The 21,635-nt window shown below is 62.8% G+C and carries 20 protein-coding genes; 19 read left to right on the top strand and 1 reads right to left on the bottom strand.

All coding sequences use genetic code 11. The features are described from left to right. The first annotated feature begins 33 nt into the window (after positions 1 to 33). The 6 genes from QQL28_RS11005 (at position 34) to neuB (ending at position 6,720) form a co-directional block, all read left to right on the top strand. Positions 34 to 891 carry a hypothetical protein gene (locus QQL28_RS11005; RefSeq protein ID WP_284264721.1) on the top strand — a complete coding sequence of 286 codons (858 nt, stop codon included), beginning with the start codon at positions 34 to 36 and terminating at the stop codon, positions 889 to 891. A gap of 25 nt (positions 892 to 916) precedes the next feature. Then, complete coding sequence (locus tag QQL28_RS11000) at positions 917 to 2,119, top strand: HAD-IIIA family hydrolase (RefSeq protein ID WP_284264718.1); 1,203 nt, start codon at positions 917 to 919, stop codon at positions 2,117 to 2,119. Between the two features lie 145 nt (positions 2,120 to 2,264). Continuing rightward, positions 2,265 to 3,284: an NAD-dependent 4,6-dehydratase LegB gene (locus tag QQL28_RS10995; protein ID WP_284264716.1), complete on the top strand. Its 1,020-nt coding sequence runs from the start codon at positions 2,265 to 2,267 to the stop codon at positions 3,282 to 3,284. A 19-nt stretch (positions 3,285 to 3,303) separates the two neighbouring features. Continuing rightward, the gene (locus QQL28_RS10990; protein ID WP_284264714.1) at positions 3,304 to 4,488 is read left to right on the top strand and encodes a LegC family aminotransferase; all 1,185 of its coding nucleotides are present in this window, start codon (positions 3,304 to 3,306) and stop codon (positions 4,486 to 4,488) included. Continuing rightward, positions 4,481 to 5,650 carry a UDP-N-acetylglucosamine 2-epimerase gene (gene neuC, locus QQL28_RS10985; protein WP_284264712.1) on the top strand — a complete coding sequence of 390 codons (1,170 nt, stop codon included), beginning with the start codon at positions 4,481 to 4,483 and terminating at the stop codon, positions 5,648 to 5,650. Before QQL28_RS10990 ends, neuC begins: the two co-directional genes overlap by 8 nt. Continuing rightward, complete coding sequence (gene neuB, locus QQL28_RS10980) at positions 5,647 to 6,720, top strand: N-acetylneuraminate synthase (RefSeq protein WP_284264710.1); 1,074 nt, start codon at positions 5,647 to 5,649, stop codon at positions 6,718 to 6,720. The genes neuC and neuB overlap by 4 nt, the downstream gene beginning before the upstream one ends. Here neuB and QQL28_RS10975 read toward each other — a convergent pair. Then, complete coding sequence (locus QQL28_RS10975) at positions 6,717 to 7,328, bottom strand: acetyltransferase (RefSeq protein ID WP_284264709.1); 612 nt, start codon at positions 7,326 to 7,328, stop codon at positions 6,717 to 6,719. The two genes, neuB and QQL28_RS10975, sit on opposite strands and share 4 nt — an antisense overlap. A 196-nt stretch (positions 7,329 to 7,524) precedes the next feature. Between QQL28_RS10975 and QQL28_RS10970 the strand changes: the two genes are divergently transcribed. The 13 genes from QQL28_RS10970 to QQL28_RS10910 all read left to right on the top strand — a co-directional run bounded on the left by QQL28_RS10970 (position 7,525) and on the right by QQL28_RS10910 (position 21,610). Further along, positions 7,525 to 8,574, top strand: coding sequence for a nucleotidyltransferase family protein (locus QQL28_RS10970; protein ID WP_284264707.1), 1,050 nt, complete (start codon positions 7,525 to 7,527; stop codon positions 8,572 to 8,574). Further along, complete coding sequence (locus QQL28_RS10965) at positions 8,571 to 9,479, top strand: Gfo/Idh/MocA family protein (protein WP_284264705.1); 909 nt, start codon at positions 8,571 to 8,573, stop codon at positions 9,477 to 9,479. Before QQL28_RS10970 ends, QQL28_RS10965 begins: the two co-directional genes overlap by 4 nt. Continuing rightward, positions 9,476 to 10,177 carry an acylneuraminate cytidylyltransferase family protein gene (locus tag QQL28_RS10960; protein ID WP_284264703.1) on the top strand — a complete coding sequence of 234 codons (702 nt, stop codon included), beginning with the start codon at positions 9,476 to 9,478 and terminating at the stop codon, positions 10,175 to 10,177. Before QQL28_RS10965 ends, QQL28_RS10960 begins: the two co-directional genes overlap by 4 nt. A gap of 10 nt (positions 10,178 to 10,187) precedes the next feature. Further along, complete coding sequence (locus QQL28_RS10955; RefSeq protein WP_284264701.1) at positions 10,188 to 11,009, top strand: SDR family oxidoreductase; 822 nt, start codon at positions 10,188 to 10,190, stop codon at positions 11,007 to 11,009. Between the two features lie 3 nt (positions 11,010 to 11,012). Next, entirely contained in the window at positions 11,013 to 12,536 is a 1,524-nt protein-coding gene (locus tag QQL28_RS10950; protein WP_284264698.1) for a lipopolysaccharide biosynthesis protein, read from the top strand. Positions 12,537 to 12,560: 24 nt separating this feature from the next. Further along, on the top strand, positions 12,561 to 13,448 hold the full coding sequence (locus QQL28_RS10945) for a class I SAM-dependent methyltransferase (protein ID WP_284264693.1): 888 nt from the start codon (positions 12,561 to 12,563) through the stop codon (positions 13,446 to 13,448). Continuing rightward, complete coding sequence (locus tag QQL28_RS10940; RefSeq protein ID WP_284264691.1) at positions 13,445 to 14,377, top strand: hypothetical protein; 933 nt, start codon at positions 13,445 to 13,447, stop codon at positions 14,375 to 14,377. Before QQL28_RS10945 ends, QQL28_RS10940 begins: the two co-directional genes overlap by 4 nt. Positions 14,378 to 14,401: 24 nt before the next feature. Then, entirely contained in the window at positions 14,402 to 15,796 is a 1,395-nt protein-coding gene (locus QQL28_RS10935) for a surface carbohydrate biosynthesis protein (RefSeq protein ID WP_284264689.1), read from the top strand. After that, the gene (locus QQL28_RS10930) at positions 15,793 to 17,196 is read left to right on the top strand and encodes a capsular polysaccharide export protein, LipB/KpsS family (protein WP_284264687.1); all 1,404 of its coding nucleotides are present in this window, start codon (positions 15,793 to 15,795) and stop codon (positions 17,194 to 17,196) included. The genes QQL28_RS10935 and QQL28_RS10930 overlap by 4 nt, the downstream gene beginning before the upstream one ends. A 15-nt stretch (positions 17,197 to 17,211) precedes the next feature. Further along, on the top strand, positions 17,212 to 17,961 hold the full coding sequence (locus tag QQL28_RS10925) for a glycosyltransferase family 2 protein (RefSeq protein WP_284264685.1): 750 nt from the start codon (positions 17,212 to 17,214) through the stop codon (positions 17,959 to 17,961). A 166-nt stretch (positions 17,962 to 18,127) separates the two neighbouring features. After that, on the top strand, positions 18,128 to 19,090 hold the full coding sequence (locus tag QQL28_RS10920; RefSeq protein ID WP_284264683.1) for a UDP-glucuronic acid decarboxylase family protein: 963 nt from the start codon (positions 18,128 to 18,130) through the stop codon (positions 19,088 to 19,090). A 31-nt stretch (positions 19,091 to 19,121) separates the two neighbouring features. Next, on the top strand, positions 19,122 to 20,429 hold the full coding sequence (locus tag QQL28_RS10915) for a hypothetical protein (RefSeq protein WP_284264681.1): 1,308 nt from the start codon (positions 19,122 to 19,124) through the stop codon (positions 20,427 to 20,429). Positions 20,430 to 20,434: 5 nt separating this feature from the next. Next, a complete protein-coding gene (locus QQL28_RS10910; protein ID WP_284264679.1) occupies positions 20,435 to 21,610 on the top strand; it encodes a CgeB family protein in 1,176 nt (391 codons plus the stop codon). The last annotated feature ends 25 nt before the right edge of the window (positions 21,611 to 21,635 follow it).

Raw genomic sequence — 21,635 nt, 5'->3', positions numbered from 1 at the left:
CAGTCGCTTCGCAAGATGGCCTCACGAGCACGAATGAAAACGCGCGTGGCCATGTTCGGCAACAACCATTCGTTCAAGGTCAATCTGAAGTACGCGGCCTACGAAAATGCCGCTCGGCGCAGCTGGAAGCCGCGATTCAAGCCGACGCCGGAGCAGTTGGCTACCGCAGAACGCTTCAAGAAGAACGGGTTCGAGGTGTTGCCGCCGCCCAGGGGTATGACCCCGGAGAAGCTGCGCGCACTCAGGGAGGCCGTCGACAAGCAGTTCGAGGACCAGAGCAACGGGTATGGTCTCGGCATCGGCATGTCTCGGCTGATCGACGGCCTGGAGATTCTTCCCGAGATCGTCGACTTCATCGACGACGATCTCGAGGCTGCCGTTGAGAATTACTACGGCAGCCATTTCAAGATCTTCGCGATTTCCTTCTATCGGACGCTTCCGACGCCGGACAAACCCGATTCGAGCTTCCTTTGGCATCTCGACAATTGCCCGAAGCAGGAAATCAAACTGATGGTGTATCTGGACGACGTGGTCGCCGATACCGGCGCCTTCAGCGTGAAGGACAAACCCTTCAGCGACGATTTGCGCAAGGAGGGTTTTTTCGACCGCAAGCGCATCAACCAGTTCATTGACCGTCTTTCCGACACCAGCACGACGAAAGTGCTCGAGGGACCGACAGGTAGCCGCTTGCTGTTCGAGAACGGCGGGTGCATCCACAAGGCAACCTCGCCCAAGCGCGAGCACCGGGATGTCGTGACGTTTGTGCTGATTCCGTCGGAGATTCCCTGGCGCCCGCACTTCGCGCGACACCGCAATCTGCTCAGCACCAATGCAGGGATTTGCGTCGATCCCTACAGGGATCAACCCGAGCATGTCGGGTATCAGTTCTGAGCTTGCCAATGGTCCATCCGGGGCGATGATCAGACAAGCAGTCATTCTGGTTGGCGGACTCGGCACCCGGCTTGGCGAACGCACGAGGACCGTGCCGAAGCCGATGCTAGAGATCGGCAGTCGGCCGTTTCTCGACACGCTGATCGATGAACTCGCCCGCTACGACGTCTTCGACGAGATTCTGCTCCTCGCCGGCCACAAGGCCGAGCTCGTCGAGGCGCATTATGTCGGCGTAATGCGCGGCCGTGCGCGGATTGCGGTCTCGCGCGAGACGCAGCCGCTCGGGACGGCAGGCGCGCTGATTCATGCGCGTGACCTCTTGCACAACCGCTTCCTGCTGCTCAACGGCGATTCCCTGTTCGACTTCAACCTGCTGGACCTGATCTCTCTCGCGCGTACTGGCGGCGTCCACATGGCGCTGCGGGCCGGCGTCGAAGGCGACCGTTACGGTCGCGTCGTCCTCGAGGCCGACGTCGTTCGGGAATTCCTGGCGCCGGGCATTGGTGCAACCGGCCCGGTCAATGCCGGCATATATGTCGTCGACAAATCCGTCGTGTCAGACATCGGGAAGCTTCCCGCCTCGCTTGAACAGGACGTCTTCCCGAAGCTTGCCGCATGTGGCGCGCTGCACGGCACGGCCTATCGGGGCTATTTCATCGACATCGGCATCCCTGAAGATCTCGCGCGCGCCGACCGCGAGTTGCACGAGAGGCTGCGGCGCCCAGCCGTATTCTTCGATCGCGACGGCGTGCTCAACCGTGATTCCGGCTACGCGTACGAGGCCGACAAGCTCGAATGGATCGAAGGCGCGCGCGAAGCCGTAAAGGCCGTCAACGATGCTGGCTATTTTGCCTTCGTCATCACCAACCAGTCCGGCATAGCGCGCGGCTATTACGAGGAGCACCACGTCGTCGCGCTGCATCGCTGGATGGCGGACCAGATGGCGCTGGTCGGCGCCCATATCGACGCCTTCGAGTATTGCCCAGATCATCCGGAGGGCACCATCGCGGGCTATTGCCGCGCGAGCGACCGCCGCAAGCCGGCGCCCGGCATGATTACCGACCTCGTCAAACGCTTCCCGATCGACATGACGCGCAGCATGGTGATCGGCGACAAGCCGAGCGACATGGAGGCGGCGCAGGCCGCCGGCGTGGCCGGTCATCTATTTGCGGGAGGCAACCTGGAGGCGTTCGTCAGGGAACGGCTCAGTTCAGCCAGCAAGGCCTAGACGGGCCGGCCGGCCCGCTCAAAAAAAGTGCTGCATAAGCGGGCATTTGGCGCCGGCGAATGGCTGATCTGTTGCACGCGACCGCTAGTGTGCTATAGCGCCATCCTATTGCGAAGACTGGATTAATCGCAGTTTGGGGTCCGGCATGGAAGAACTGAAGGGCGCCCGCGTCCTCGTCACCGGCAGCGACGGCTTCATCGGCTCGCATGTCGTCGAGGAACTGGTGAAGGCCGGGGCCCGCGTCAAGGCTGTCGTCTACTACAACTCCTTCAACTCCTGGGGGTGGCTCGACACGGTCGCACCCGATATCATGAGTTCGGTCGAAGTCGTCGCCGGCGATATCCGCGATCCTCATTTCATGATTGCCGCAGCGAACGGCTGCACCGACGTCCTGCATCTGGCAGCGCTGATCGCAATCCCGTTCTCCTATGTCGCGCCTGAATCGTATATCGAGACGAATGTCCGCGGCACCGTGAACGTGCTGCAGGCTGCGCGCATGGCCGGCGTGCGGCGCTTCGTGCAAACCTCCACCAGCGAAGTCTACGGCACGGCACAGACCGTTCCGATCAAGGAGAGCCATCCATTGGTGGGCCAATCCCCCTACTCGGCCTCCAAGATCGCATCTGACCAGATGGCGCTGTCGTTCCAGGCCTCGTTCGAAATGCCCGTCGTCGTCATCCGGCCGTTCAACACCTTTGGCCCGCGGCAATCGGCGCGCGCGGTCATCCCCACGATCATCAGCCAGATCGCAACCGGCAAGCGCAGGATCCGGCTCGGTGCCGTCAGCCCGACGCGGGACTTCTCCTTCGTCACCGACACCGCGCGCGGCTTGATCACCGGCCTTACTGCACCGGCGGAGCAGACCGTCGGCCAGACCATCAATCTCGGCAGCGGCTTCGAGATCTCGGTTGGCGCGACGGCGCAGATGATCGCCGACGTGATGGGAACGAGCATCGAGATCGAAACCGACGAAGCTCGCTTGCGCCCTGCCAACAGTGAGGTCGAGCGCCTATGGGCCGACAATTCCAAGGCACGCCAGCAGCTCGGCTGGGCTCCGGAGTTCGGCGGCGTAGAGGGTATGCGCCGCGGCATGGAAAAGACGGTGAGCTGGTTCACCAATCCGTCCAATCTCAGCCGCTACAAGGCTGACGTCTACAATGTCTGAGGAGGCGCTGGGCATTGCCGTGACCAGGTCCGTTTTCGAAGTAAGAGCTGTGGTCGACGCTGCGCGGCGCGCCGTTGGAACGCCGAACGGCGTGCTCAGCCTGCACGAGCCGGTCTTTGCCGGCAACGAAATTGCCTATCTCGAAGAATGTATCAAGAGTACGTTCGTCTCCTCGGTTGGACAGTTCGTGGACCGCTTCGAGCGCATGCTCGAGGAGGTGACTGGTGCCAAGCGCGCCGTTGCGGTGGTCAACGGAACGGCAGCGCTGCACGCCTGCTTCCGGCTCGCCGGCGTCGAGCCCGGCGATGAGGTGATCTCGCCGGCACTGACCTTCATCGCGACGACGAACGCCATCGCCTATTGCGGCGCGACCCCGCATTTCGTCGATAGTTCCTTCGAAACGCTCGGCATGGACCCAGGCGCGCTCGCCGCGCGCCTCGATGCGGTCGCGGGGCGGACCGCAAACGGCACCATCAATCGCGAGACCGGTCGCCGGATCGCGGCGATCGCGCCGATGCACACGTTCGGTCATCCCGTCGACATGGACGGGATCGCCGCGTTGGCAAGGGACTGGAACATCGCGCTGGTCGAAGACGCAGCGGAATCGCTCGGTTCGACCTACAAGGGGCACGCGGTCGGATCGCAGGCCCGCCTGGCGGCGCTCAGCTTCAACGGCAACAAGATCGTCACGACTGGCGGTGGCGGCGCCATCCTTACCAATGACGAAGAGCTGGGGCGCCGCGCGAAACATCTGACGACAACCGCGAAGCTGCCGCACAAATGGGCGTTCGTGCATGACGAGGTCGGCTTCAACTACCGCCTGCCCAACCTGAACGCCGCGCTGGGCTGCGCCCAGCTCGAGCAACTCGACGGATTCCTCAAGAACAAGCGCAAGCTCGCTGCAGCCTATGAGCACGCCTTCGCGCATATTCCCGGCGTGCGCTTCTCGCGCGAGCCTGCCGACACCACGAGCAACTATTGGCTGAATGCGATCCTGCTCGACGAGGCCCATGCCGACCAGCGCGACGATGTGCTCGCCGCGCTCAACAATGCCGGCTTCGGCGCACGTCCGGCATGGACGCTGATGCACAAGCTGCCGATGTATGCGACAAGTCCGCGCGGCGACCTGGCGACGGCGGAATCGATCGAACGGCGGCTGATCAATTTGCCGAGCAGCGCCAGCATCAGGGCACGCGATGAGTGACGCCGCGCGCAAGATCTGCTTCGTCACCGGGAGCCGGGCTGATTTCGGGCTGCTGGTCTGGCCGATGCGCGCGATCCGGCAAGCCCCCGATCTGACACTTCAGCTCGTTGCGACCGGCATGCATCTCGCGCCCGAGTTCGGCTACACCTTCGACAACATCCGCGACGAAGGATTTGCCGTCGACGAGACGGTCGAAACGCTGCTCAGCAGCGACACGGGTGCCGGCGTCGCAAAATCGGTCGGGCTGGGGGTGATTGGATTTGCCGACGCGTTTTCGCGCCTCAAGCCGGATCTGGTCGTGGTGCTTGGCGACCGCTTTGAAATGTTCGCTGCCGCCCAAGCCGCGATGTTCATGCGGCTGCCGATGGCGCATCTGTTCGGCGGCGACGTCACCGAAGGTGCAATCGACGAATCGACGCGCCATGCCATCAGTAAGATGTCGCATCTGCATTTCACCAGCAACCAAGGCTCGACCCGGCGGCTGATCCAGCTCGGCGAGCATCCGTCGCGGATCCATACCATTGGCTCGGTCGGCATCGACGCGATCAAGCGCCTGGCATTGCTGGATCGCGACGACACCGGCCGCGCGGTCGGGATGGCGCTCGGGAGGCGCAATGCGCTGGTGACATTCCATCCCGTGACGGTCGAATCGGGACGTTCGGTCGCCGATCTGGAGGAGCTGTTCGCGGCGCTCTCGACGCTCGATCCCGCCTTCAGCCTGATATTCACGCTCGCCAACGCCGATGCCGAGGGCCGCGCGCTAAATGGCCGGATCGAGGCGTTCGTCGCGGGACGACCGAATAGCATCGCCGTCGCTTCGCTAGGCCAGCTTCGCTATCTCAGCCTGATGAACCAGGTTGATCTCGTGATCGGCAACTCCTCGAGCGGCGTCCTCGAAGCGCCCTCGTTCGGCGTTCCCACGGTCGACGTCGGTGAGCGCCAGCAGGGCCGCGAACGCGCGGCGTCGGTGTTTCACGCCTCTCCCGAGCGCGGCGCGATTGCCACCGCCATTGCGCAAGCCCTGATCCGCGGGCGCCAAGCGACGGTCAATCCCTACGGTGACGGCGAATCCAGCCGGCGATTTGTGGACATCGTCGCCGGCATTCCCGATTTCAGGTCGCTCCTGAGCAAGGGATTTTACGAGACTGGAGCGCGCCCATGACCGCAAGCCGCACGCTGATCATCGCGGAAGCCGGCGTCAATCACGATGGCAGCCTGGAGAAGGCGCTGGCGCTGGTCGATGCCGCAGCCGAGGCCGGTGCCGACGTCGTCAAGTTCCAGACGTTCAATGCAAAGTCGCTCGCGGCCAGTGCTGCGAGAAAGGCGAACTATCAGCAACGTACGACGGATGCCGCCGAGAGCCAGCTTGCCATGCTCACGCGGCTCGAACTGCCGCAGGCTGCGCACCAGGCGCTGATCGCGCGCGCCGCTGTGCGCGGCATCGAGTTCCTGTCGACACCGTTCGACCATGCCTCGCTCGCCTTCCTCGTGTCGCTGAAGCTGCCGCGCATCAAGATCGGCTCGGGCGATCTCACCAATTCTCCGCTGCTGCATGCCGTGGCGAGGGCCGGCGCGACGCTGATCCTGTCGACCGGAATGGCGACCCTGGGAGAGATCGAGGAGGCGCTGAGCGTACTCGCGCACGGTTATGCCCGCCACAGCGATCCGCCGAGCTTTGCCGCGTTCCGCGCCGCGTGGCGCGACCCGGCTGCGCGCGCTGCGCTCGCGCGACACGTCAGCCTGCTTCATTGCACCACCGAATATCCCTGCCCGACCACCGATGTGAATCTCGCTGCGATGGCAACGATGCGAACCGCATTCCAGCTGCCTGTCGGCTATTCCGATCACACCGACGGATTCGAGATTTCGCTCGCCGCCGTCGCACTCGGCGCAACCACCATCGAAAAACACCTGACGCTCGATCGAAGAGCCGAAGGTCCCGATCATGCGGCGTCGATCGAGCCGGAAGAGTTCAAACGGATGGTGGTGGCGATCCGCAATGTCGAGACAGCGCTCGGCGACGGCGTGAAGGCGCCAAAAGACTCGGAGGTCGGCAATGTTCCGGTGGCACGCAAGAGCCTCGTTGCGGCGCGGTCGCTGGAGGCCGGCGAAATCATTGGGGCGGAGGACATCATCGCCAAACGTCCGGGCTCTGGCCGTCCGCCAATCGACTATTGGTCGCTGATCGGAACGCCGGCCCCGCGCGCGCTCGAGCCGGACGATCCCGTCTAGCCGCGAGGCTTTGCCGGAACCCCACTCAGCACGGATCCTTCGGGACAGGAGGCCGTGACAACGGAGCCCATCGCAATGGACGTGTCGTTGCCGATGGCGATGTGATCCCGCACTCGGCTTCCGAGACCAACAAAACAATTGTCGCCGATCTCGGTGCCACCGCCGGCGACGGCTCCGGGCGACAGATGCGTACAATGCCCAATGCGCACGTCGTGCTCGACGATGGCGCCGGAATTGATGATGCAATGATCGCCGATCACGGCTCTCGCGTTAACGATGGCCCCGGGCAGGATGACAGTACCCATTCCGATCCTGGCCGATGGCGAGACGATTGCGCGCGGATGAATGACGGAAGCCCAGCGCTTGACCAGCATCCGGCCGACCATCTGCGCGCGCGCCGGCCCGGCCTGCAGCGTCCCAATTCCAATCACGAAGGCGACGTGCGGATAGTTCGGCGCGACCTCGTCGGTTCCAAGATAGGGAAGCTCGCCGAGCCTGACCGGCTGGCGATCGATGAAGCCGACCAGATTGAACTGGCCGGACAGCAGCGCCGCCTCGTAGACCACAAAGGCGTGCTCGCCACCGCCGATAATGATGAGATCGTCCATCACGACTCCCCTGCGCCCCCATCTTACCGGCTGGACTTAGGGTCTTCAAACCACCGATCCGGACCGGAAATCGCGTAGGTTAACAAGGACAATCCGAGGTGGCGGTCTTGGGGTTGACGCCGCCTCGTCCAGCCGCGATATAGCTGAATCACCCGTGGGGCGCCCCCGAAAACCGGCGTATACGAGGCAAATTGCCATGAAATCCTGGCGCAAAGCCGTCGTTGGAACGCAGGCGACTGTGGGTGAGGCCATTGCTGCGATCGAAAACGGCAGTATTCAGATTGCGCTCGTGCTCGACGAGCGGAATCGCCTGCTTGGCGTGGTCACGGACGGCGACATCCGGCGCGGCCTGCTCCGCGGCATTTCGCTCACGGGACTTGCGACCGATGTGATGAATCGGGCGCCGATCTCAGCTCCGTCGACGCTGTCGCGCGACGAACGTTTGCATTTGATGCGGCAGAAGTCGATCAAGCAGCTTCCGCTGCTGGACGAGGGCGGCCATCTGGTCGTGGTCGAAACACTCGATGAACTGCTTGAGCCGCGCCACTATCCGAACCCGGTTTTGATCATGGCCGGGGGGCTCGGCGAGCGCCTCGGTGCGCTGACGCGGGACGTGCCGAAGCCGATGCTCAATGTCGGCGGCCGGCCGCTCCTCGAGACTATCGTCCGCAACGTCGTACAACAGGGCTTTGGCAACATCTTCATCTCGGTCAACTACAAGGCCGACATGATCAGGGACCATTTTGCCGACGGTTCCTCCTTCGGCGCGAATATCCAATATGTCCATGAGACGGAGCGCCTGGGGACTGCCGGCGCCCTCGGACTTTTTCCGACGCCGCCGGACCTGCCGATGGTCGTGACCAACGGCGACATCCTCACCACGATCAATTATGGCTCGCTTCTCGACTTCCACAATGGAACGACGGCGGAAGCGACGATGGCCGTGCGCGAGCACAAGGTGCACGTGCCCTATGGCGTGGTCTCGACGTCCGAAGGCTTTCTCCAGACCATCCGCGAGAAGCCTACGGAAAGCTGGTTCGTCAGTGCCGGCATCTATGTGATCGGCCGCTCAGTATTTCGCCATGTCGAACTCGGCGTACGGATCGACATGCCGACCGTGCTGGAGCGTGTTATCGCCAGCAAGGGACTCGTCGCGGTCTATCCGATCCGCGAATACTGGCTCGACATCGGCCGCATGGAAGATTTCGAGCAGGCACACGCGGAGTTCCACGAGGTATTCCTGTGACCTCCAAGACCGCCGTCGTGATTGGCCTGGGCTCGATCGGACTCCGGCATGCGCGCGTCCTGCGCGAACTCGGTCTGCAAATCGCCACTGTGAGCCGCCGCGACGGCGGCGACCATAGGTCAATCGAGACTGCGGTCACACAGGTGCGCCCCGATTACGCGGTCGTCGCCACGGAGACCGCGCGCCACGCGGACGATTTGCAGGCGCTCGCACGGGCCGGCTTTCGCGGGTCGGTGCTAGTTGAGAAACCGTTGTTCGCAAAACCCGCGCCCGCGCCGAATTATCCATTCGCCCATATCAGCGTAGGCTACAATTTGCGCTTCCACCCGGTGATGACGGCCCTCGCCGAGAGGCTCAGGGAGCGCGAGGTGATCACGGTTACGGCCTATGTCGGACAAGACATCAGGGATTGGCGGCCCGGCCGCGATCATCGCGCAACAGCCTCCGCGACCGCCGATGCCGGCGGCGGCGTGCTCAGGGATCTGAGTCACGAGCTCGACTATCTCTTGTGGCTGTTCGGCCCCTGGCACCGCGTCGCAGCACTCGGCGGCGCGTCGGGTGCGCGCGACATCGACGTCGACGATCACCTCGACCTCCTGCTCGACATGCAGCGGGCACGATCGGTCCACGTCCACATGGACTATCTCGACCGCGAGGGCATCCGCCGCCTCCGCATCAATCTCGACAGTGACACGATCGAAGCCGACCTCGTCGGCAGCCGCCTCACGGTCAACGGGAAAGCAACGGACATCGCCAGCGAGCGCGATCAGAGCTATCGCGACATGCATGTCGCGGCCATGCGCGGCACAAGCCCGGTCTGCTCGCTGCCGGAAGCTCTGGGCGTCATGCATCTGATCGACGCGAGTGAGCGCGCGCTGCACTCGGAGAGCTGGATCTCGCCATGAGCCTGATCTGCACGATCTGCGCACGGGGCGGCTCGAAGGGGGTCGTGGGCAAAAACTCTCGCGATCTGATCGGCAGGCCTGTGCTCGCCTGGAGCATCGCACAGGCGCGCGAAACCGCGTTGTTCGATACGATCGCCTTCAGCAGCGATTCCGATGCGTTGCTCGAGGCCGCGCTGAAGGCCGGCGCCGACATTGCCGTCAAGCGCCCCGACGAGATGGCCACCGATACCGCCCCGAAACTGCCGGCGATTCGCCACTGCCTCGAACAGGCGATAGCCCGCACCGGCAAGACGGCGGAGATCTTTGTCGATCTCGACGTGACCTCGCCGCTGCGCCTTGCCTCCGACATAACCGGCGCCGTGGATTTGTTGCGGCAGTCCGGGGCCCGCAACGTCATCACCGGCGCGCCGGCACGACGCTCGCCCTATTTCAATTTGGTCGAGCAGCGCACCGACGGCAGCGTCGGCCTGTCAAAATCCGCCGATTCTCCGATCGTGCGACGCCAGGACGCGCCACGCTGCTTCGATATGAATGCGTCGATCTATGTCTGGCGCGTCGAACCGTTCCTGCAACATCCGGCGGTCTTCTATCCGGACACCCGCCTGTTCGAAATGCCGGAAGAGCGTTCGGTCGACATCGATTCCGATCTCGATTTCGCCTTGGTGGAGCTCTTGCTCCGTCAACGGCTCAAGGCTTGAGGGCAGAGCGATGACCACGAAGTTCAAGGCGCTGTTCGACCTCAGCGGCCGCACGGCCGTTATCACCGGCGGCTGCGGCATTCTCGGACTACGTTTCGCCGATGGTCTTGCGGAATTCGGTGCCAATGTCGCGCTCGTCGACCTCGACCAGGCAGCGACTGACAGTGCGGCGGCCGAGATCGCATCGCGTCATTCGATTCGCGCCAAGGGCTATGCGTGCGACATCACCCGGCCCGACGCGGTGCGCGACGCGGCGAGCGCCATCGAAAGTGATCTCGGACCGGTCTCGATCCTACTCAACAATGCCGCAAGCAAGACACGCGATGTCGACGCCTTTTTCGCGCCCGTCGAGAGATTCTCGCAGGAAACCTGGCGCGAGATCATGTCCATCAATCTCGACGGCATGTTCAATGTCGCGCAGGTATTCGGCGGCCTGATGGCCGAACGCGGCTACGGCGCGATTGTGCAGACCGCGTCGATCTACGGGCTGATGGCGCCCGACCAGCGCATCTACGAGGGCTCCGAATATCTCGGCCGCGCCATCAACACACCCGCGGTGTACACGGCCTCGAAGGCCGGCGTTATCGGCCTGACCAAGCACCTGGCAACCTATTGGGCGGCGAAGGGAGTTCGCGTCAACACCCTGACGCCTGGCGGGGTCGAGAGCGGACAGAACGAGACCTTCAAGCAGCGCTATGGTGACCGCATTCCGCTCGGCCGCATGGCGCGCGCCGACGAGATGGTGGGCGCGATACTGTTCCTGGTGTCCGATGCGGCCTCTTATGTGACCGGCCAGAACATCGCGGTCGACGGCGGTCTGAGCGCCTGGTAGCTGATGATCAAGCGCCTGATCCTCAATACGGTCACGTCAATCATCGCCTTCGGCGCGGCCGCCATTCTTGGGCTGGTGATCATTCCCGTGATCATCCGGACCTGGGGCGTCACAGAATTCGGTCTCATCGTGATCACACGGCTGCTGTTACCGAGCGGCATGATGGCAGTGCTCGATCTCGGTCTTTCCGAGGTCGCCACCCAGACAGTCGCACGCGCCAGGGAGCATCGCGACTGGGACCTGGCAAGCCGACAGATATCTTTTCTCAGCATGATCGCGGTTGTCCTAGCGCTGATCGTGAGCGTGGCGATCTGGTTTGGAACGCCGCTCCTGACCAGCGCGATGAAAGTCGACAGCGCCCATGTCGAAAAGTTCACGGAGATACTGCACTGCACCGCAATCGCCAACCTGGTCTTCATTCCGTCGCTGGTGTGGGAAGGCATTGTAAAGGGCTTCGAGCGCTACAATCTTCTGCGTATCGCTGAGGTGACCTCAACGGTCGGTTATGTCGGGCTGACCATTCTGGCATCCCGGGCACCGACGGGTTTCGAGATTGTTGCCTACATCTATCTCGCCACGCTCGTCGCGCGTGCGCTCGCGATCCTGATTGCGGCAACGGTCGCTCTCAGACAAAAGCGCGTCCGGTTCGCGCCTTGGACCTCGGAAATTAGGCGAGACCTGCTGCACCGTTGCTCGCTCCTCTTGCAGGGCAAGTTGATGGGCGGCGTTGCCGGGCCATTCCAGCCCTTCCTGATCGGCCTGCTGTTCGGTCCCCAGGGTGTCGGCACCTATGACGCGCTGGTACGATTATCGCGCGTATCGAAGACGGTGGTGGGGCTGCTGACGTCGGCCCTGCTCCCGGTCGCGAGCCGCCTCGACGAGCGCGGCAGTTCCACGACGTTCCAACGCCTGGGTGAGTTTGGTCTCATCATGTTGCCGATGTTCACCGTGCCACCGTTTGTTGCGGCTGCAATCCTGTCGTCCGACATCATGCGGATATGGATCGGCCCGCTGCTTGAGCCATATGCCGGTTGGATGGGCCTGAGCTTCCTTGTTCCGATCTGCACGCAATACATCGCGATCGGCACCCTCATCTTTCTCACGCGCCCCGAGGTCCAGGCTCGACTCAACTGGCTAATGGGAATCCAGCTCGTGATCTGGGCGGTCGTGTCCGCCGCGACACTGCACCTCTACGCCGAGCGGGCACTGATTCTCGGCCAGGTCGTGGGGAGTGTCCTGATTCTGCCATGGCAAATCGTGGAGTTGCGCAGCGCGCTTGATCTTCAGCGAGAACGCTTCGCAAAGGCGATCGGAACCCAGGCTGCAATCCTGATTGTTGGAAGTATTCTTCTAGCGATAATTGCAGGTTACATTCAATTCAACAGCGTGCTAAAGCTCGGCTTCGGTTCCATGGTTTTCTGCCTGATTACCTGGATCCTCCAGTACTTTCTGGTTCTGGAAAAGCGGCACCGCACCATCTTTCCCGCTGTGGGCCAACTGATGGGACTGGTACCCAAAAGCAATTGAATGGACATTCGCCGGATCGACGGAATGAGCACGACGGACGCGAACAGCATGATGGAAGGTCTTGCTCCGGCGTCGCTGTCGGATCGGGCAACGACCTATTCGCTCGACGCCGCAAAGAGCATCTATCGCCTTGCCACACGCCGCGTGAAGCGGACCGCGGAGGTCGTCAATTCGGAATACAATCTCCTGAATTGGCACCGGGTGATGTCTGCCAAGGCCTGGGCCAGTGCCGGTACGCTCGAGGAATTCCTGATCCCTGCAAATCCGGCTCAGTCTCTCAGGAAGGTCAACAACCAGATCTGTCGAATTGCGGCTGACGACTACTATCGCTACCGAGCCAAGGCACTCGGCGATCTCATCGCGCATCACGCCGGTGGCGTCAACGAGATCGTCGAGCTCGGCGCGGGGTTTGGCTACAATTTGTTTTCGCTGCACCTCAATCATCCTGAATGGACATTGAGGGGCTTCGACATTGCACCGAACGGGATAGCAACCGGCCGCGAGATCGCGGCGCACTACGGATTGTCCGACCGGATTTCGCTCGACCGAATTGATCTCACCAATGGCACGGACCCAAATTATTCCGCCATCAGGAATCAAGTCGTCTTCACCTATTTCTGCATCGAGCAGATCCCCTACGACGTGCGCGAGGTCGTGGACAACATCATTGCCGCGGGGCCAAAGCGCGTCATCAATATCGAGCCGACCACCGAGCTTCTGAACCTGACCAATCCGCGCGATATCGTCAGCTTCCTCTATATTCGGTCCGTCGACTACCAGACAGAGCTGTTCTCCACGCTCGGCGACTATGAGCGCCAGGGCCGAGTTCGCATTCTCGCGCGCGAACGCATGCCGTTTGCGCCGTCGATCCACAACGATGGCTTTTTGTATTGCTGGGAGCCAACACCATGACGATGGTGAATGCAACGACAGATCGCTCTGCTCCGAAGAAGCAGAAAATCAGCCAGCTCCGCCGCCTGCTCTGGCACGTGAACCGCACGGATCTCGGCTGGGTCACCAAGGCTGCCCTGACCAGCCTCCAATTGGGCGCACGCAGCAAGCGCATCGAGTTTCTGAAGCAGCTTCCCTCGAAGCCAGAATGGAGCGACGCCAGCCGCAGGCTCGCCGAAGACGGCTACGTCGATGTCTCATCGATCGTGGACCGCAGTCTCGCGGAAGCTGTGTCGGCCATTACCGAAGACAAGGTGGATCGGCTCAACGAGCTCGCTGGAAAGCAGAAGCTCGGACATAAATCGTTCTGGGTCAGCTTGCTTGACGAGGACCTCGTCAACGGCGCGTTTGCGACGGACCATCCCTTCGTACGCTACGCGATGCAGCCGGCCGCGCTGCGCATCATCGGCGACTTCATGCATGACCTGCCGCAGCTGTCAGACGTTCTCCTGACCTTGTCGCAGCCGACACCCAACCAGGCGCTGAGCTATTCTCAGCTCTGGCATCTCGATCATGACGACAAACGTGTCTGCAAGCTATTCATCTACCTGACCGACGTGCGCGACAGCGCCGACGGTCCCTTCACCTTCATTCCAGCGGGGCCGTCGAAGCCGTTCCGCAATACGATCAAGAGCCACATGAGCGACGCTCAGGTTTTCGCCAAGACCGGCCCGAATGTGGTGAAGGAGATGATCGCACCGCGCCTGTCGTCGTTCATCGTCAACACTGCGCGCTGCCTGCACATGGGTAGCCGCATCCTATCCGAACACAACCGCCTGCTTTACACCGCGACCTATATCCAGCAGCCACGCATTTTCCCGGAGCCGCCGCCGCGCTTCCGGGCAGTCGGGCCCGTGACGGATCTCGAGCGCGCTGCAATGCGTCTTTGAGCCGGATCTGCCGGGAGCCAAATCTTGCGTATAGGCTTGGTCGTCGATCACCCCAAGCGCGATTTGGCGGGAGCCGTTCTGCTCGGCTACCAGCTCGCGCGCCGCGGCGCCCTCGCCGTCCTGGTACCGATGTACGAGCAGGCGGTCGACGTACCGCGGCTCGGACTCGACGCGCTGGTTGTCAACTATGCGCGTGCGGCCAATCTCGACCTGATGCGAAGCTTCGCGCAAGGGGGCCTTGCTCTTTACGTGCTCGATACCGAGGGCGGCGTGCTCGCGGAGCGAGGCGGCAACTCGCCGCCCGCAATGGCCGCGCATATCAAGAGCAGCGGATATGCAGACATTCTCTCGGGCTATTTCTTCTGGGGCAGCTGCCTCCACGACGCATTCGAGTCCGCCGGAGCCATGGAGCCGCAGCAGCTTCACCTCACCGGATGCCCGCGTTTCGACTTTGCTGCCCCGCGCTGGCGCGCGCTGCTCGACGGCGAGCCGCGCGGCTACCTGCTCGTCAATGCCAATTTCCCGCTGGTGAATTCGCGCTTCGCCGGCAAGCCGGGCGGCGAACGGGAGGCCATGATCCGCGCCGGGTGGGACGCCGACTATGTCGACCGCTTCATGGCGGATCTGAAGCAGGTATTCGCCAACTATCTGATCGAAATCGACCGCCTGGCAGCGGCCCGGCCCAATCATGACATCCTCGTCCGTCCCCATCCCTTCGAGAACGAGGACGTCTATCGCAACGCGCTGTCCCGCCACGCCAATGTCTGGGTCGACGGCACCGGCAGCGTACTTGATCGCATCCGCAACGCTGCCGCGGTCGTTCATCTCAATTGCGGTACGGCCGTTGAATCAGTGCTGCTCGGAAAACTACCGCTACAGCTCGACTATCTCAACACGCCGGCCACCGCGGGCCACGCTGCGCTGCCGGCGCGCGTAAGCCGAGCAGTCGCGTCGTTCGACGAGTTGCTGGGCGCGATCGATCGCATCGACAGCGAGACCGAGACATTCGATTTCGCACGCGTTCACGCCGCCGACATCGAGGCTTTCTTCCATCTCAATGACGGCCTCGCCGCCGAACGGGTCGCTGACGTCCTAACCAACGCGCCGAACTCACGCCGGCCCTATGTCTCGCTGATGGCGACTGTGAAGGGCACCCGCACCAAGCCGAGCCTCGGCCAGATCGCCAAGGGCGCGGCCAGCGCACTGCTCGGATCCGCCGCGACGGAGCGCCTGCGCGGCCAGGTCAATCCGGCCCGGCGCGACAAGCGGATCGAGCCCGCCTACGTAAAGGCCTTGCTTCGGCGCATCGCCAGCCATGACAGTGCAAACCCCGCACAGTATGCCGCGAACCGCGCACGCTGCGTGACGACGGGCCTGCCGTTGGCCAGCATCGCGATCGAACACCGCATAGAGACATGACCGCATCTTCGACGACCATCCTCATCACGACACTCGCCGAATACCAGACCCGGTTCTGGATTCCGGTGGCGCAGCGGCTGCGTGCCGCAGGACATGACGTCGAGCTGCTCGCCTTCGACGATCGCAGCGCCGAGATGTCGGAAGCGGAAGGCGTGCCGGTCACCAACATGTACCGTGGGGGACTCAAAGTCGGGCCGGCTCCCGACGATCGCGAGGCTTTTGACGCGCGTATCGTCCAGTACGGGCTCGACGGCAGCAACTTCTTGTTCAGCCACGAGCGCTTCACCTTCGGCATTCGCGATACTGCCGCGCTGCGCCGGCGGTTCATGATCTATGCCAACGCCATGGAGGCCTTGCTGGACAGGTTGGAGGCGCAGGGTAAACCCGCCGAACTGGTCCAGGAGCTCGGTGGGTTCCTCTCGGTGATCGCAAGCTTCTACGCCGCAAAGCGCCGCGGCCTCCGCAACTGGTTCATCGAGCCGTCGTTCTTTCGCGGCCGGATGTATTTCACGCCCGACAGCCTCGCCGCGCCCGACGTGATGGCGAAGCCCGCGGACATCGTGTCGCCCGAGGTCCAGGCCTATCTCGACGACACGCTGAGACAGCGTGCGATCGTCATCCCCAAAAAGGACCAGCATCAATATTCGGCGGCCTTCAAGAAGGTCACGAACCTGCGCAATGCGCAGCGCCTCGCCGAAAAGCTCTGGGACCAATTCGCGCTCGGCAAGCATCAGGAGTTCGGACACAATCTGCGCCATGCCCGCGTGCACGCGGCGATGGCACTCAATGCGACGCGGCTGCGCAAGCTCTACAAGCCGATACCGGAAACGCCTTTCGTCTACTATCCCTTCCACGTGCCCGCCGACATGGCGCTGACGCTGCGCTCGCCCGACTATCTCGATCAGGTCGCGACCGTCGATTTCCTTTTGCGTACCATCCCGGACTCGCATCTGCTGGTGGTGAAGGAGCATCCGGCCCAGATCGGCGCTATCTCGGCCGACCGTCTGTTCGAGCTGGCGCGCCGGTTCGACAATTTCGTCCTGCTGCCGCCGCAAACCAACAACTACACCGTGCTCAACCGCTCCGACGCTGTCATCTCCGTCAACAGCAAATCGGGCGCCGAGGCGCTGTTGCTCGGCAAGCCGGTCGTGGTGATGGGCGATGCCTTCTACCGTTCCTGCCCGCTGGTCCATGCCGTCGACCGCCTGGGCGACGTGCCCGCGCGATTGCGCGAAGCGTTGCGCGCAGGCCCGTTCGATCCGGGCAAGGGCGCCCCCTATTTCGAATCCGCCTGGCGCCGGTCGTATCCTGGCGAACTCTATATCAGCGACCCAAAGCTGCTCGATACCTTCGCGGCGTCCTTGCGCACCGCGATCGCCGAGCCCGTTGGCACGACCTGAACGGATACCGGATCAATGCCGCTCGTTTCGATCATCACGCCCTCCTGGAATGTCGAGCGCTTCATCGAGGAGACGATCCGTTCGGTCCAGGCCCAGACCTTTGCGGATTGGGAACTCCTGATCGCCGACGACTGCTCGACCGACAAGACGCCCGAGCTGATCGAGGCGATCTCCGCACGCGATCCACGGGTCAAGCTGATCCGGCAGGAGAAGAACGGCGGTCCGGCGCTGGCGCGCCAGGCCTCGATCGACCACGCGCAGGGCCGCTATCTCGCCTTCCTCGACAGTGACGATCTGTGGCTGCCGAACAAGCTCGAGCGGCAGCTCGTCTTTGCCCGCGAGAAGCGCGCCGCGCTCAGCTACACCGCTTTCCGCCGCATCGACGAGAGCAATACGACCACCGGCCGCCTGATCGAGGTGCCGGGCTCGCTCAGCTATGCGCAACTGCTCAAGAACACCTCGATTGCGACATTGACGGCGCTGGTGGACCGCGAGATCGCGGGCCCCGTCACCATGACGAACGAGGGTTACGACGACTTCTGCCTGTGGCTTTCGATCCTGAGGCCCGGCCACACCGCCTTCGGCCTCAATGAGGATCTGGCCCGCTACCGCGTTAGGGGCGCCTCGGTCTCCAGCCGTCCCGTACGCTCCGCCAAATGGGTCTGGCACATCTACCGCAACGTGGAGCACCTGCCGCTGATCCAATCGGCCTGGTGCTTTGGTCATTGGGGGGCGCGCGCCTGGCTGAAGCGCCGGGAGTTCTAGTCGTCCCGCGTCCTCCTGCGCCCCACAAAAATATCGAAAACAACCCCATGCAAAGGGGCGGTATCTAAACACCTTATACCCATAAAGCCACTTGGCTATTGGCGAGCCCGGCCGTTGCCGGTACCACTCAGCCGGCCGCTCCGCGCGAACAAATCTGGAACTGATCATGCCGTTTGAAAACTACAGGAACAGCCGCATCCTCGTGACCGGGGGCGCCGGCTTCATCGGATCGCATCTCTGCGAGCGGCTGCTCAAAACGGGCGCAGAGGTGGTCTCGGTGGACAATTACTTCACCGGCAGCCGGCGCAATATCGCCCATCTGATCGCAAACCCAATGTTCGAGGCGGTCAGACACGACGTCACCTTCCCGCTCTATATCGAGGTCGACGCGATCTTCAATCTGGCCTGCCCGGCCTCGCCGATCCACTACCAGCGCGACCCCGTGCAGACCACCAAGACATCCGTGCACGGCGCCATCAACATGCTGGGGCTCGCAAAGCGGCTCAAGGCGCGGATATTCCAGGCCTCGACCAGCGAAGTCTATGGCGATCCCCTGATCCATCCGCAGACCGAGGACTACTGGGGCAACGTCAACCCGATCGGAATCCGCTCCTGCTACGACGAAGGCAAGCGCTGCGCCGAGACGCTGTTCTTCGACTATTGGCGGCAGCACGGCCTGCCGATCAAGGTCGCGCGCATCTTCAACACCTATGGTCCGCGCATGCAGCCGAACGACGGACGCGTGGTGTCGTCGTTCATCGTACAGGCGCTGAGGGGCGAGCCGATCACCGTGTTCGGCGATGGCGGGCAGACCCGTTCGTTCTGCTATGTCGACGATCTCGTCGAAGCCATCACCCGCCTGATGGTAACTGAAGAGGCCGTGACCGGCCCGATCAACCTCGGCAACAATTCGGAGTTCACCATCCGCGAGCTCGCCGAGAAGGTCATCACGCTCACCGGCTCGCGCTCGCAGCTGATCTTCAAGCCGCTGCCGCAGGACGACCCGCGACAGCGCCAGCCCGACCTGACCAAGGCGAAGGCGCTTTTGGATTGGCAGCCGAAGGTCGCGCTCGAGGACGGCTTGAAGGAGACGATCGCCTATTTCAAACGCACCCTCGAACTGGCCTGATCGGCCCCGGCTCGCAGGCATCCCGTCTGTCATGGCGTCAGTTCCCGGCATCATCTCCGATGTGCGATCCCGACTGGAGTCGAGGCCCGGACTGACTGTCCTGGTTGCCCTTCACAGCGCGGTCACCTGCCTGTCGCTGATCAAGGTCGCGAACTATCAATTCTACATCTTCTTCAACGAAGAGCGGATGTGGCTCGCGGTGACGATCGCACTGTGCTTTTCGACCGTGTCGCTGCTCTTCGTCGCCGCCCGTTTCAGCTTCGGCTATTTCGCCGGCTTCTATCTCTACACCATGATCCTCGGCTTCCTGTGGATCGATACGTTCTCGAAATACAACTACGACCGTATGGCCGCCGGCATTTCGGCAGGGCTCTCGCTCGTGCTGTTCCTGATCCCGGCACTGTTCATCCGGGCACCAATCAGGCAGGTCGTAGCCATTTCGGACAAGAACTTCGAGCGCCTTATCAACCTGGTCCTGGCGATATCCGCGGCAACGATCGCGGTGGCCTCAAGCTACAATTTCAAGCTGGTGTCGATTGGCCAGATCTACGACTACCGCAACGAGCTCGAATTCCCGGCCGCGATCCGCTACCTCCTCGGCATGACGTCCAGCACGCTCTTGCCCTTCGTTTTTGCCTGTTGCTGGCTGCGAGGGTATCGTTGGCGCGCCTTGATCGTGCTGCTGCTACTATTGCTCCTGTATCCGATCACACTGACCAAGTTCGCTTTCTTCACGCCGGCTTGGCTGGTCGTTCTGGTCATCCTCGCGCGTCTGTTCGAGACGCGGACATCGGTCATCCTGTCGCTGTTTCTCCCCATACTTGCGGGCCTCATTGCCATCTCAATGACCAAGACGTCGCTTGGTGAAAGCCTGGCCGGAAGATATTTCGACGTCGTCAACATCCGGATGATAGCGACGCCATCGAGCGCACTCGACATCTACAACGAGTATTTTTCCTACCATCCGCTCACGTGGTTCTGTCACGTCTCGTTCCTGAAGACGGTGACGCATTGTCCCTATCAGGACCCGCTGTCGATCGTGATGCAGAACACCTACGGCTTTGGAAACCTCAACGCGTCCCTCTTTGCAACCGAGGGCATCGCTTCGGTCGGCCCCTATCTCGCGCCGCTGACGGCCCTGATATCGGGCCTGGTGCTGGCGCTCGGCAACCGCGCCTCCGCCGGGCTGCCGGACCGCTTCGTCCTGGTCTCTGGCGGCATACTGCCGCATATTCTGCTCAACGTGCCACTCACGGTCGCCCTGCTCACCCACGGCACCGTCGTCCTCTTCCTGCTCTGGTATGTGATGCCGCGGAGCTACTTCGAACGGACAAAGTAACCGCCGTGCGCGTCCTCATCCTCAATGCAGACTATCCGCGCTTTCTCGCCTGGCTCTACCGGCGTCATCCGGGCCTCGAAGGCGCCGCCTACGACGCGCAGATGGCGGCGCGCAATGCCAGCCTGTTCGGGGTTGCCGACTTTTACTCGCGCAATTTCGCTGGTCTCGGGCACGCGGCCGCCAACATCCACGTCAACAACGCCTGGATGCAGACGGCGTGGGCGCGCGAACATGGCCTCGCCGTCGAGCCACCGCCGCCGCCCGGCACTGTCGCTCGCGACGCCGTTCCGGGTTGGCTACAGCGCGTTGTCGCGCCGTTCAAGCCGGCGCTGCGGCCCTTCGCGCGCAAGATCGGATTGAGCCCTCGCCTCGACGCGCAGTCGGAGCAGATCCTGCTGGCCCAGGTCGAGGACTTCAAGCCGGACCTCGTGCTCAACCAGGATCTGTTTCACGTCGACACGCGCCTGGCGCGCCGGATCAAGCAGATCGGCCGTCCCATCCTGGTCGGCCAGGTCGGAATTCTGCCATCACGCGGCGAGGATTGGTCGGTCTACGATCTCCTGATCTCGCAGATCTCGGCCGTGGTCGAGTCCTTCCGCGCCCACGGCGCGCATTCGGAGATGATCCACCTGGCGTTCGAGCCGGAGATCCTCGACATCCTTCCGCCGGCTCCGCCGCGCGACATCGACGTCTCGTTCGTCGGCGCCATCTCGGCCGATCACCAGCAGCGCGTCGCCCAGCTCGAGGCGGTCGCCCGGCGCTACGATCTCAAACTGTTTGGCAGCGGATTGCACACGCTGCCCGCCTCCTCGCCGTTGCACCGCTGCTACCAGGGCGAGGTCTGGGGCGTGGAAATGTATCAGGCGCTGCGCGCCTCCCGCATCACGCTGAACTCGCATATCGACCAGGCCGGGCGTGAGGCCGGAAACATGCGTCTGTTCGAAGCCACCGGCGTCGGCACTTTCCTGCTGACGGACTTCAAGGACAATCTGCATACGCTGTTCGACCCCGACCGCGAGGTCGCGGTATGGCGTTCAGTCGACGAATGCAGCGCGTTGATCGAACGCTACCTGAGGGATGATCAGGCACGCACGACCATTGCCGCGGCAGGACAGGCCCGCACGCTCGCGACCCACACGTTCCGGCACCGTGTCGGCACGATCCTGCAGCTCGCCAGCTAAGTCCAGGAGCCCTGGGACGCCGTCC

The sequence above is a fragment of the Bradyrhizobium iriomotense genome (genome assembly GCF_030160715.1).
In the GTDB taxonomy this organism is placed as follows: domain Bacteria; phylum Pseudomonadota; class Alphaproteobacteria; order Rhizobiales; family Xanthobacteraceae; genus Bradyrhizobium; species Bradyrhizobium iriomotense.
Note: the sequence above shows the minus strand (reverse complement) of the source record. Positions and strands in the feature narration are given on the sequence as shown.